Origin of the sequence: Chryseobacterium urinae, from assembly GCF_030518295.1 — a bacterium.
In the GTDB taxonomy this organism is placed as follows: Bacteria; Bacteroidota; Bacteroidia; order Flavobacteriales; family Weeksellaceae; genus Chryseobacterium; species Chryseobacterium mucoviscidosis.
In genome coordinates, this window is sequence record NZ_JAULSJ010000026.1 from 24,048 (window position 1) to 36,537 (window position 12,490).

Annotated in this window: 11 protein-coding genes; 1 reads left to right on the forward strand and 10 read right to left on the reverse strand. The window is 36.3% G+C overall.

The features are described 5' to 3' along the window. Positions 1–2: 2 nt before the first annotated feature. Positions 3–1,184, reverse strand: a complete 1,182-nt coding sequence (gene egtB / locus QWT87_RS15415; protein WP_302717027.1) for an ergothioneine biosynthesis protein EgtB — start codon at positions 1,182–1,184, stop codon at positions 3–5. 21 nt (positions 1,185–1,205) lie between these two features. Further along, entirely contained in the window at positions 1,206–2,192 is a 987-nt protein-coding gene (gene egtD, locus QWT87_RS15420) for an L-histidine N(alpha)-methyltransferase (RefSeq protein ID WP_302717029.1), read from the reverse strand. Positions 2,193–2,352: 160 nt separating this feature from the next. Here egtD and QWT87_RS15425 point away from each other — a divergent pair, with 160 nt between their 5' ends. Continuing rightward, positions 2,353–2,814, forward strand: coding sequence for an Lrp/AsnC family transcriptional regulator (locus QWT87_RS15425; protein ID WP_214589353.1), 462 nt, complete (start codon positions 2,353–2,355; stop codon positions 2,812–2,814). Positions 2,815–2,941: 127 nt separating this feature from the next. Here QWT87_RS15425 and argH read toward each other — a convergent pair whose 3' ends face one another. From argH to QWT87_RS15465, 8 genes are all read right to left on the reverse strand, one after another. Further along, entirely contained in the window at positions 2,942–4,246 is a 1,305-nt protein-coding gene (gene argH / locus QWT87_RS15430; RefSeq protein WP_302717035.1) for an argininosuccinate lyase, read from the reverse strand. A gap of 434 nt (positions 4,247–4,680) precedes the next feature. Next, a complete protein-coding gene (locus QWT87_RS15435) occupies positions 4,681–5,763 on the reverse strand; it encodes a M20 family metallo-hydrolase (protein WP_302717036.1) in 1,083 nt (360 codons plus the stop codon). After that, the gene (gene argB / locus QWT87_RS15440; RefSeq protein ID WP_185205738.1) at positions 5,738–6,532 is read right to left on the reverse strand and encodes an acetylglutamate kinase; all 795 of its coding nucleotides are present in this window, start codon (positions 6,530–6,532) and stop codon (positions 5,738–5,740) included. Before argB ends, QWT87_RS15435 begins: the two co-directional genes overlap by 26 nt. Before the next feature lie 55 nt (positions 6,533–6,587). Continuing rightward, positions 6,588–7,583, reverse strand: coding sequence for a Rossmann-fold NAD(P)-binding domain-containing protein (locus QWT87_RS15445; RefSeq protein WP_185205740.1), 996 nt, complete (start codon positions 7,581–7,583; stop codon positions 6,588–6,590). A 417-nt stretch (positions 7,584–8,000) separates the two neighbouring features. Next, complete coding sequence (locus tag QWT87_RS15450; protein ID WP_185205742.1) at positions 8,001–9,140, reverse strand: aspartate aminotransferase family protein; 1,140 nt, start codon at positions 9,138–9,140, stop codon at positions 8,001–8,003. Positions 9,141–9,432: 292 nt separating this feature from the next. After that, entirely contained in the window at positions 9,433–10,398 is a 966-nt protein-coding gene (argC, locus tag QWT87_RS15455) for an N-acetyl-gamma-glutamyl-phosphate reductase (RefSeq protein ID WP_302717038.1), read from the reverse strand. Positions 10,399–10,719: 321 nt separating this feature from the next. Further along, a complete protein-coding gene (gene argG, locus QWT87_RS15460) occupies positions 10,720–11,907 on the reverse strand; it encodes an argininosuccinate synthase (RefSeq protein ID WP_302717040.1) in 1,188 nt (395 codons plus the stop codon). Next, on the reverse strand, positions 11,879–12,475 hold the full coding sequence (locus QWT87_RS15465; RefSeq protein WP_302717041.1) for a GNAT family N-acetyltransferase: 597 nt from the start codon (positions 12,473–12,475) through the stop codon (positions 11,879–11,881). The genes argG and QWT87_RS15465 overlap by 29 nt, the downstream gene beginning before the upstream one ends. Between the last annotated feature and the right edge of the window lie 15 nt (positions 12,476–12,490).

A 12,490-nucleotide genomic window follows, 5' to 3' on the forward strand; every position in this document is an offset into this window, starting at 1 on the left:
AATTATTTAGCCAGTCGGATTCCTGTAAATTGCCATTGCAGTGATGTGGGAAAGAAATTTCTGTATGTTTTCCGGCTGTGTCCTTTTGGTGTTGCTAATGAAGCGCCTCTTAACACCATTTGATTGACCATAAATTTTCCGTTGTACTCTCCTACCGCTCCTTCTTCTTTTGCAAAGCCGGGATATGGAAGATAAGCACTTCCTGTCCATTCCCAGCGTTTTCCCCAGTTCAATTTTCCGGAAGCGACTTCCCATTCCGCTTCGGTAGGTAAACGCATTCCTTTCCAAGAGGCAAAAGCCGATGCTTCAAAAAAGTTGATGTGACAAGCGGCTTCGTCGAGAGTGATTTCTTTTAAACCGTTCAATGTGTACTGCATCCATTTACCCTCAATAAAATGCCAGTATAAGGGAGCTTTTGCCTGATTTTCTTTCACCCATTCCCAACCTTCCGCATGCCAATGTCTGAAATTTTCATATCCTCCGTCATTCATAAATTCCAGATATTCTGAATTGGTTACTAATCGGTTTGAGATTTGGAAATCATTGAGATATACTTTATGTCTGTTCAGTTCATTATCAAAACAAAATTCTTCTCCTTCAAATCCTATTTCATAAATTCCTTCATCGAAAGAGAGCATTTCAAAATTTTCAGGTTCTGATTTTTCTAACGGAAAATTTTCGCTGTAAGCGGGAAATAAAGGATTGTGTCCGAGAATATATTTGATATCGGTTAATAATAATTCCTGATGCTGCTGTTCGTGGTTTAAACCTAATTCAAAGAGTTTTTGAAGATCATCGGATAAGTCGTTGTTTAAAAGAAAATTTTCCATCTGTTCATCGACATATTTCCGATACTGAAAAATATCTGCAACCGAAGGTCGGCTTAAATTTCCTCTGTCAGTCCTAATAACTCTTGCGCCAATGGTTTCATAATAACTGTTGAAAACGAAATTATATTGGGAATTAAACACCTCATAACCATCAAGATTCGGGATCAAAATAAAAGTTTCGAAAAACCATGTGGTATGTCCTAAATGCCATTTTGGCGGACTTACATCTACAACAGGCTGAACTACAAAATCTTCTGTTTCAAGCGGTTCGCATATTTCCACAGACCTCGCTCTGATTCTGCGGTAATTCTCAAGCAACTGTTTTTCTTTGACTAGTGTATTCTGTTCGATCATCGTTTTAGCTTTTAATTTAAATTAGACTTTCCAGATCGCATCCACAAACCAGCCTTTGGTATCCGAAATCTGTTTTAACGGTTTAAATCCTGTTTTTCTTGCCATTATGTCGACTTCTTTTTTCGAATATTTCTGAGAAATTTCCATATAAATGGCTTCATTTGCCTTAAAGTTTACCTCTTCCTCTTCAATATGTACCGACTGATCTTCCAGACTGATCAGGTAACTTCTGCAGGCTCCGGAAAGCGGATCGTAAGTTTGGTAATGTTTGAACTGATTCGTTTTAAAATCAGCATCCAGCTCTTCATTAATTCTGTCTAAAAGATTAAGGTTGAACGATGCCGTTATTCCCGCTTTATCATTATAGGCAGCAAGAATGGTGTGGGGATTTTTCTTCAGATCAAAGCCAATAAGAAGAATATCATTTGGATTGAGTTTCGATTTTAATGCATTACAGAATTCATAGGCTTCTTCAATTTCCATATTTCCAATATTTCCACCTAAGAAAAGAATGACTTTTCTGCGGGAAGAAATTTCGTTGGCTTTATCGAGCATTTCAAAGTATTCTCCATTAAGACCTGTCATTTTAAGCTCCGGAATTTTTGAAGTAAGATTTTCCTCCAAAATTGAAATAATATTTGCGGAAATATCAATCGGCATATAGGTAAAATCTGCGTTTTGCTCTACAAGATATTCAAGCAGATGAGAGGATTTTGTAGCATCTCCTGCTCCGAGTTCCACCAAATCAAAAGGCTCGTCGAATGCTCGTATCGCGTTTGCGAGTTCTCTCTTTTTTCCGGTAAAGATTTCAAGTTCGCAATCGGTGAGATAATATTCCGGCATATTCATGATCTGCTGAAAAAGCTCATCTCCTTTTTTATCATAGAAATATTTGGATAATAAATGTTTGGGCTCTTCACTTAGTCCGTTTAAAATTTCACTTTTAAATTTATGATGGGTATCGTAATCAGCCAATGAAGTTATTGCCGTAGTCGTATTTCGGTTCATATTAATCTGGATTTCGTATGCAGATTACAGCAATTAGTCTGCCATTGAACAAAACAGATGTTAATATTCCGGCTGTATATCAAAAGGTTTTGGGTTTATAAAACAAAATTTTAGTTTTAATTTTTATAAAATTGTATATTTACCATTCAAAATCGACTATATGGATTTAAAAGACAGGATGATTCTCAGTATTATTCAGGAAGATTCTACGCTTTCGGTGAAAGAAATTTCAGAAAAAATTGGTCTTACTTTCACCCCTACTTATGAACGCATTAAGCAACTGGAGAAAAACGGAATTATTGAGAAATATGTAGGTCTTTTAAACCGCGAAAAACTGGGCTTAAATATTGTGGTATACTGCAATGTGCGTCTGAAAGAACAGTCTAAAAAAGTTCTGGAAACTTTTGAAAAAAACATCATGCAGCATGATGAAGTTCAGGAAATCATCAGTCTTTCCGGAGAATACGATTACATGCTGAAGATTATCGCAAAAGATATTAATTCTTATAATGATTTTACGGTGAATGTGATCTCAAACATACCTAATATCGGGCAATATCACAGTTCTATTGTGTTGCACGAGGTGAAAAAGTCTACGAAGTTTAAGATTGATCTGGGTTAAATTGAACCATTAAGATTTTAATTAAGAAGTTAAGCGAATTTAAGATTTTGAAGCGAATTATATTAAAAAATCCTATATCTCTTAATTTGTTTAACTCCTTAAATGAATCTTAATGGTTTAAAATAAATCAACCCAATAATTTATTTTTCAGTTTATTAAACTGATATTCTATTTTATCCAAACACAAATTCCCAATGCTTCCCTGATGTGTATGGTTTAAATTTCCAATTTCAAAATCGAACGCATTATTTTCAATCTCCTGCCCTACTTTTATGTAAGCATCCCGAAATGAACTTCCGTTTTTTACTTCCTCATTAATTTTCTCTACGCTGAAGAGATATTTATATTTTTCATCCTCCAAAATCCCGTCTTTTACCTGAATATTGGGTAATGTATAATTTAAAATTTCCAGACATTCTTTTAAGGAATCAATCGCAGGAAAAAGGATTTCTTTCGTAAGCTGCATATCTCTGTGATAACCGGAAGGAAGGTTATTCGTCAATAAAATAAATTCATTCGGTAACGACTGTATTCTGTTGGAACGCGCACGAACCAACTCAAAAATATCAGGATTTTTTTTGTGAGGCATAATGCTGCTTCCTGTGGTAAATTCCTTCGGAAAGCTGATGAAATCAAAGTTCTGACTTAAATACAGACAAACATCATAAGAGAATTTACCTAAAGTTCCGGCTAAAGTCGCCATTGCCATCGACAGCATTTTTTCAGACTTTCCACGCGTCATCTGAGCATACACGGAATTGTAATTCATCGAGTGGAAACCTAAATTGTACGTCGTACTTTCACGGTCTATCGGGAAAGACGAACCGTAACCCGCCGCCGAACCCAATGGATTTTTATTGATGATATTTTTAACTGAAAACAGCATTTCGATATCATCTAACAATGCTTCTGCATAAGCTCCAAACCACAATCCGAACGATGAAGGCATCGCAATCTGCAAATGCGTATATCCCGGAAGCAACACATTTTTGTGCTGTTCTGCCAATTTAATTAATATCTGAAAGAATTCGTCTGTTAATGCTGTCAATTCACGGATTTCGTCTAATAAATACAATTTAATATCCAGTAAAACCTGATCGTTTCTGGATCGCGCCGTGTGAATTTTCTTTCCGGTATCACCTAATTTTTCAATTAAAATCGATTCAATCTGGGAATGAATATCTTCCGCATTTTTATCGATTCCAAAGATTCCGTTTTCAATATCTTCTAAAATTTCTGCTAAAACAAATAACATTTGCTCTGATTCTTCATTGGAAATAATCCCTACTTCTGCCAACATTTTGCAGTGCGCCATTGAACCTTTGACATCGTATTTTGCCAAACGTTCGTCAAAATCAAGATCCTTCCCGACTGTGAATGTATTGACAAATATATTGGTGGCGTTATCGTCTTTCTGCCATATTTTTTTCATAAAATTTCTTTTTTGTTGGAAGATGGAAGTTGGGTGACGGATGTTTACAACCAACTGTTTTATCTTCCTTTATTAATTTGATTTTATCATTCCTACGAAGAAGGAATCTCTTTTAAAAATACTAAAGATTCTTCTGCATATTTCGTAGCTTTGAGAATAACAAAACTGTTTTTTGTATTATTTTCTTTTGTCTTAAAACAAAAGAAACAAAAATTCAAGACTGGAAACTCCGGCTAAAAATTATTTCTGTTCTCTAAAAATTCTAAACTTGCGCGAATTCAAAATTTGTTCTTCGGTTCAATATTTATCTCGCGCTTCGAACAGTAGAATTTTCTTAACGTTCACAGAATTAATTTTCTTAACGCCTCCGATTCCTAAGTCGTTACTTACAAGCCTCCCATCATCCATCCCTCTTCCTGCTTCCTACTTCCAGCCTATAAAACTTTCTCTAAAATTTGAATATAAATCTCAATTCCCTCCTCTATTTCCTTTATGTAAATGTATTCATCCGCGGTGTGAGAACGGGTACTGTCACCGGGACCGAGCTTTACGGAAGTGCACGGAATGATCGCCTGATCCGATGAAGTTGGGGAACCGTACGTTGTCCTCCCGATTTCCAAACCTGCTTTTACAAAAGGATGATCCATTTCAATTTTTGAAGAATTTAATCTGAACGATCTTGCGGTTAATGTAGATTTCATCTGATATTGTATGATTTCAAATGCTTCTTTATTGGAATATTCATCCGTAACTCTTACATCTAAAGTGAAAGTACAGGATTCCGGAACGACATTATGCTGAACTCCGGCATGAATTCCTGACAAGGTAATTTTAACCTCACCCAAATACTCTGAAACCTTCGGAAATCTGAAATTCAGAATATTCTGCAAATCTTCCATACATTTTACAATCGAATTATCATCGTTCGGATGAGCGGCGTGAGAAGGAGTGCCTTTCATTTCACCATCAATTACCAAAAGTCCTTTTTCTGCAATCGCCAGATTCATCTGCGTGGGTTCTCCTACAATGGCGAGTTCAATATTCGGTAATTGGGGGAAAAGCGCTTCAATACCGTCAAAACCTGAAATCTCCTCCTCTGCCGTCAAAGCTATAATTAAGTTATATTGTAAATTTTCTTTTTCATAAAAATGTAAAAAAACCTGCGCCATCGAAACCAATGAAGCTCCCGCATCATTACTTCCCAATCCGAATAATTTCCCGTCTTTTTCAATCGGAACAAAAGGATCCAAAGTATACGCTTTGTTGGGTTTTACGGTATCGTGATGGGTATTCAGCAAAATGGATGGCTTGAAAACATCAAAATTTTTGTTTACCGCCCAAATATTATTTTTAAAACGTTTTGTCGGAATCTGATGTTTTTTGAAAAAATTTTCAATTTCCACCGAAGTATTAAATTCATCTTTGCTGAATGACGGAATCTCAATCAACTTTTTTAATAATTCAATAGCATTATCCCGTAATTCTTCTTTGCTATAAACAGATTTCAGTTCCTGCATGATGGTTTTCTATATGATTTTTCAGTTGAGTTTCTTTAATGAGAAATACTTTATTGACATTATTTTTCACTGCTCCTAAAGCATTTTCCAGTTTGGGAAGAATTCCTTTATGAAGTTTTCCGTCCTCTTTTAAGGTTGAAAATTCGTCTTCGGAGATATTTTTAATAACCGATTCCGGATTATTCACATCTTCCAAAACGCCTTCTTTATCAAAGCAGTACAGCAATTCCACATCATATTTCACGGATAAAGCCTGCGCAATTACCGAAGCAATTGTATCTGCATTGGTATTGAAAAGGTGTCCCTTTTTATCGTGGGTAATTGCCGAAAATACAGGAACCAGTTCCAGTTTCAGCAATTTTGAAATTAACTTTCTGTTAACGCTTTTCTCTGTGATATCTCCCACAAATCCGAAATCTATTTCGGCGTGTTCTCTTTTTTTGGCTTTAATTAAATTCGCATCCGCTCCCGAAAAACCAACGGCTTTACACTTTTTCTGCTGAAGTTTTGCGACAATGTTTTTATTGATCCCTCCCGCATAAACCATTGCGACAATATCCAACGTATCTTTATCGGTTATTCTTCTTCCGTTTACAAGTTTTTGCTCAATTCCCAGTTTGTCGGCTAAAGTCGTTGCCAGTTTTCCTCCTCCATGCACCAGAATTTTCTTTTCCTGAATTTCTGCAAATTGCTCTAAAAACTGTTCTAACAATTCCTCGTCATCAATTAACGCTCCGCCAATTTTTATGATGTATAACTTTTCTTTCATTACAAATCTTTTTTGGAAACCTCATAGGTTTTTGAAACCTATGAGGTTTGATTTATTAAGAATTCAATTCATCTAAAATTTCAGAAAAAACCGCCTGTGCAGAGAAAATCCGGTTTTTTGCCTGCTGATAAATGATTGAATTTTCACCATCCATCACCTCATCGCTCAACTCTACATTTCTACGAACCGGAAGACAGTGCATTACCTTTGCCTGATTGGTATTTTCCAGTTTTTCATTCGTCAACATCCAATTGTCTTTTACTTCAGGCATTGCAGCATAATCATCAAAAGACGACCAGTTTTTAACATAAATAAAATCGGCATCTTTCAATGCTTCTTCCTGATTATGAATAACCTTCACATTTTTTGTAAAGTTTTTATCTAAATCATACCCTTCTGGATTGGCAATGACAAAATCTACATCCATTTCCTGCATCCATTCAGCGAAAGAGTTTCCAACCGCATGAGCAATGGGCTTGATGTGAGGCGCCCAGGTTAAAACCACTTTCGGTTTACGGTTTACACTGAGCTTAGCTTGTGGTGAGCTTGACGAACCATCGAAGTGCCAGTTTTCGGTAATGGTGATGCAATCTGCCAGACTTTGCAAAGGATGACGTGTCGCAGATTCCAGAGAAATAACCGGAACTTTCGCATGTTGCTCGAACTGGCTTAAAATGCTTTCGTTTACATCATCTTCCTTACTTTTCATTCCTGCAAAACAACGAACGGCAATAATATCGCAATATTGATTCAATACTTCAATTGCATCTTTGATATGTTCTACTGTATCACCGTTCATCACTGCGCCGTCTGCAAATTCCAGATTCCATGCTTCCTGAGCCGCATTTAAGGTTAAAACATTTAAACCTAAATTCTGAGCTGCAATCTGACTGCTTAAACGGGTTCTCAAACTTGAATTTAAAAAGACAAGTCCTATTGTTTTTCCTTTTCCTTTTTCGGATTCCGAATGAGGGTCTTCTTTAATTTGTAATGCTTTTTTTATAATGTGCTGTAAGTTTTCAACATCACTTACAGAGGTGAATTTTTTCATTTTGAATTGTTTTTTTACCGCAAAAGTTTTAACACATAAGTCACATTAGATTTAAGTTCAAAAACTTTGAAAATATTAGAACACATAAGTTGAAAATCTTTGATTTTCCCATGTTCTTTAAATCTTTAGACTTGTAGTTAGTTAATTTTAAAATTTTATCTCCATATCATTGGAGCTTTAACGCTATGAATCGCTACGTTTTTTTTATTTAACTTGAAAATATTTTCGTCCGCAAGGGCTGAACTACGTTCGTAAACCTTCAGTTTATACTCAGCTAATGATAGTTGTGTTTGTCATTCTGACGAAGGAAGAATCTAATTTTTCATTTTGCCTACTTTAGATTCCTACGGAATGACAAACTGTGCGCTAAATTTAATTTCAAATAAGCCTTCTCAGCTATCTTTAATATCTTAGCACTTAAATATTCTCCAATACTTCTTTCAAAGCATTTATGAATAGATCCGTTTCTTCTTTTTTAATATTAAGCGCCGGAAGAATCCTTAAGACCGCTTTATCACTAGAGTTTCCTGTGAAAATATGATGATGGTACAACAGGCTGTTCCTCACTTCCGAGCAATCTCTGTCGAGCTCTATTCCAATCATCAAACCTTTCCTTCGGATTGTTTTGATATGCGAAAAATCCTTAATTTCATTTTCAATATATTCGCCCATTTTTTGGGCATTTTCGATGAGATTTTCATCTTTCATGACGTCTAAAACCGCAATTGCCGCTACACAAGCCAAGTGATTTCCGCCAAAAGTAGTTCCCAATAAACCGTTGCTTGCCTGAAACTTCGGATGAATTAAAACGCCACCAATCGGGAAACCATTTCCCATTCCTTTTGCAGTGGTGATGATATCTGCTTCAATCCCAAATTCCTGATGGGCAAAAAAATAGCCGCTTCTTCCATATCCCGACTGAACTTCATCCAAAATCAAGACAGCATTGTATTTTTCGCACAATTCTTTGATTTTAGTTAAAAATTCAACTGTTGGAATCATAATTCCGCCCACTCCCTGAATTCCTTCAATGATGACGGATGAAAGTTCATTTCCCTGTTTTTCAAAAACTTCTTCAAGCTGTTCGATATTGTTCCATTCAGACTTAATGAATCTTTCATCATAATTTACCGGAGCTACAATTTTAGGATTGTCCGTCACCGAAACGGCTGCAGAAGTTCTTCCATGAAAGGAACCTGAAAAATATAGCACTTTGTTTTTTCCGTTATGAAATGAAGCCAGCTTTAAGGCATTTTCATTGGCTTCTGCTCCTGAATTGCACAAGAATAAATTGTACTCTTCAAAGCCTGAAAGTTTTCCTAATTTTTCAGCCAGTTCAGTCTGTAACTCGTTCTGAACCGAATTTGAATAGAAAGATATTTTATCTAATTGATTTTTTAATTGAATTTGATAATGGGGATGGTTGTGACCGATAGAAATCACCGCATGACCTCCGTAAAAATCAAGATATTTTTCTCCTTTATCATCCCAGAGAAATGATCCCTGAGCTTTTACCGGATTGATGTTGAATAATGGATATACGTTGAATAAATTCATGTCTATTTATAAATGATAATTGATGTTTGATGAATGATTTCATCTTTATTATATTTTTCTTTTGCCTTGAAATCGAAGATTCGACGTAGTCAAACAAAAGAAACAAAAGTTCAAGACTGGAAACTTCCGCTAAAAATTAAAACTTAATCCTAAAATTTCCAAAACTTGCGCGAATTGAAGATTTGTTTTCATTTCAAAATTTGTCTCGCGCTTCGAACAGTGGAAATTTTTTAACGTATTAATTTTTAATTTTCTTAACGCTCCATTTTCCTAGGTCGGATTATTGTCCTTTTTAAAATGCAATCGGTTTTAAGTTTAATCCTAAATTTTCTTCCCAACCCATGGCAATATTCATGTTTTGAACTGCCTGTCCGGAAGCTCCTTTCAACAAATTGTCAATCGCTGAGTGAATGACCGCAACATTCCCACATTTTTCAATCTGTATCACACAGCGATTGGTATTGACAACTTGCTTTAAATCAATTGCTTTTTTGCTTACCTGTACAAAAGGTTCATCTGCATAAAAATCTTCAAACAACTGATAGATTTCTGAAAGTTCTGCATCTGTTTTCACGGTGGAACTTGTAAAAATTCCTCTCGCAAAATCTCCTCTCCATGGAACAAAATTCAGACTGATTTCATTGGTATTAAAAGAGACTAATTGTTGTAAAATCTCATCCACATGTTGGTGTGTTAAAGTTTTATACGCTGAAATATTATCGTTCCTCCATGTAAAATGGGTCGTTGCCTGTAAAGACTGACCTGCACCTGTGGAACCCGTAATTCCTGTTGTATATACTTCATTCAACCAACCTTTTTGAGCTAAAGGAAGCAGAGCGAGTTGAATTGCTGTTGCAAAACATCCCGGATTGGCAATGCTTCTGGCTCCGAAAAGTTGTTTTTTATTGATTTCAGGTAATCCGTAGATAAAATTTCTGTTTCCGAAATTTCCATCGAGGCGAAAATCGTTCCCTAAATCAATCACCAATGTTTCATCTTTTACGGGATTCTGAATCAGCCAATTCTGACTTTCTTTGTGAGGAAGGCATAGAAACAGAATATCGACTTCTTCAGGCTGATCCGTTAAAACCATTTCACAAACCGTTGTTAAATCCGGGTACAAATCTGAAATTTTTGTTCCCGAATTTGAACGGCTATATAAAAAACTCAATGATACATCGGGATGAAAAACCAACAGACGAACCAGTTCGCTTCCTGTGTAACCGTTCGCTCCGATGATTCCTATTTTCTTTTTCATTTTATTACTTTCCATAGGTTTTCACCTACGGTTATTGTTATTGAACCCTATCGGGTTCTTTGTTTATATTGATTTTTTAATCCATAGGTTTTACCTACGACTATTAATATTGAACCTTTCGGGTTCTTTGTTTATATTGATCTTTTAATCCATAGGTTTTACCTACGGCTATTTATATTGAACCCTTCGGGTTCATTGGTCTTCGACTATCTCGCAATCCGACTTAGCGGAAATCCTTTTGTGAGGTGGAACGACGAATAAAAGACTGTTATCCTTCGACAAGCTCAGGATAAACTACAGGCGGATAAAGCTGCCCAAATTTTATTTATTAATCTGATGATATATGTTTAAAGAATTGCTAACAATCTTTGTGTAGCCTTTTACATCTTCGCCTGTCCATGCTCTGTTTGCTTCTCCGTAGCTTCCGAATTTGTCTGACATCAGATCGTGCTGAGATTCAATTCCATTCAAAATAAATCGGTAAGGATGAAGGGTTACAAATACTCTTCCGCTGACTGTTTTTTGAGAATCAACAAGGAAAGACTCGATATTTCTCATCACAGGATCTAAGAATAATGCTTCGTGAAGCCAGTTTCCGTACCAGTCGGATAATTGGGATTTCATCATCTGCTGATATTTTGAAAGCGTATGTTTTTCCAATAAATGATGTGCTTTGATGATTACTGAAGCTGCTGCTGCCTCAAAACCTACTCTTCCTTTGATTCCGACAATGGTATCTCCTACATGAACATCACGACCGATTCCGTAAGCCGAAGCCAATTCTTCGATTTTCTGAATCGCGTAAACCGGATGTTCAAAACTTTCTCCGTTTACAGAGATAATTTCGCCATTTTTAAACTTAATTTCCAGTTCAGAGGGTTGATTTTCTTTAATTTGTGACGGAAAAGCTTCTTCAGGAAGATAATTTCTTGAAGTCAGCGTTTCCTTTCCGCCAACTGAAGTTCCCCAAAGTCCTTTATTGACAGAATATTGCGCTTTCTGAAATTCCATTTCATAACCGTGACTTTTCAAGAATTCAATTTCTTCTTCACGAGAAAGAGCCATATCACGAATCGGCGTAATGATCTCTACATTCGGACACATTACCTGAAAAATAAGATCAAAACGAACCTGATCGTTTCCCGCTCCCGTACTTCCGTGCGCAATTGCATCCGCGCCGATTTCAATCGTATATTTTGCAATTTCCTGCGCCTGAATGGTACGCTCCGCACTTACAGACAAAGGATAGGTATTGTTTTTCAGAACGTTTCCGAAAATCAGATATTTTACACAAGAATTGTAATAATCTTCCTGAGCATCAACGCACCTGTATTCTTTTACCCCAAGATTAAGGGCTTTTTTCTCCAGTTCTTTTTCTTCATCTTTGGAAAAACCTCCGGTGTTTACAGTAACTGCATACACATCATATCCCAGTGTTTCGCTGAGATATTTGGCGCAGTAAGAGGTATCAAGACCTCCGCTAAATGCTAAAACTACTTTCTTGCTCATTATTGTATCTGTTTTCAGACTGATTATTTTCAGTACTGTTTTTTGTATTATCGGGAACGAAAAGCATTGCTGTACACAGGCAGTTTTTCCGTTCTTTTTTCATTAAAATATCATAATTCACGCAGCTTTTGCAGCCGTTCCAGAATTCTTCATCCTGAGTAAGTTCAGAATAAATAACGGGTTTATATCCTAAATCGCTGTTGATCTTCATTACTGCTAAACCGGTAGTTAGTCCGAAAATTTTAGCGTTTGGGTATTTTTTTCGGGATAAAGCGAATATTTTGTCCTTGATTAAGGTTGCCACTCCCAAATGTCTGAATTCGGGAGAGACAATAAGCCCGGAATTGGCAACAAACTGACCGTGAGACCATGTTTCTATATAACAGAAACCTACCCACTTCCCTTTATCGGTGGCGACTACAGCGTTTCCATCAGTAATTTTTTTACTGAGGTATTCTATGGAACGTTTGGCAATCCCCGTTCCTCTGCGCTGTGCAGAATCGTACATTTCCTGCTGTATTTCACTCACATACATCAGATGCATGGATGAGGAAATTTCTATTTCCATATATTTATCTAAATT

What these genes read in the sequence shown, in the direction of transcription:
- egtB (WP_302717027.1), bottom strand. Translation starts at nt 1,184, where the DNA reads ATGATCGAACAGAATACACTAGTCAAAGAAAAACAGTTGCTTGAGAAT.
- egtD (WP_302717029.1), bottom strand. Translation starts at nt 2,192, where the DNA reads ATGAACCGAAATACGACTACGGCAATAACTTCATTGGCTGATTACGAT.
- QWT87_RS15425 (WP_214589353.1), top strand. Translation starts at nt 2,353, where the DNA reads ATGGATTTAAAAGACAGGATGATTCTCAGTATTATTCAGGAAGATTCT.
- argH (WP_302717035.1), bottom strand. Translation starts at nt 4,246, where the DNA reads ATGAAAAAAATATGGCAGAAAGACGATAACGCCACCAATATATTTGTC.
- QWT87_RS15435 (WP_302717036.1), bottom strand. Translation starts at nt 5,763, where the DNA reads ATGCAGGAACTGAAATCTGTTTATAGCAAAGAAGAATTACGGGATAAT.
- argB (WP_185205738.1), bottom strand. Translation starts at nt 6,532, where the DNA reads ATGAAAGAAAAGTTATACATCATAAAAATTGGCGGAGCGTTAATTGAT.
- QWT87_RS15445 (WP_185205740.1), bottom strand. Translation starts at nt 7,583, where the DNA reads ATGAAAAAATTCACCTCTGTAAGTGATGTTGAAAACTTACAGCACATT.
- QWT87_RS15450 (WP_185205742.1), bottom strand. Translation starts at nt 9,140, where the DNA reads ATGAATTTATTCAACGTATATCCATTATTCAACATCAATCCGGTAAAA.
- argC (WP_302717038.1), bottom strand. Translation starts at nt 10,398, where the DNA reads ATGAAAAAGAAAATAGGAATCATCGGAGCGAACGGTTACACAGGAAGC.
- argG (WP_302717040.1), bottom strand. Translation starts at nt 11,907, where the DNA reads ATGAGCAAGAAAGTAGTTTTAGCATTTAGCGGAGGTCTTGATACCTCT.
- QWT87_RS15465 (WP_302717041.1), bottom strand. Translation starts at nt 12,475, where the DNA reads ATGGAAATAGAAATTTCCTCATCCATGCATCTGATGTATGTGAGTGAA.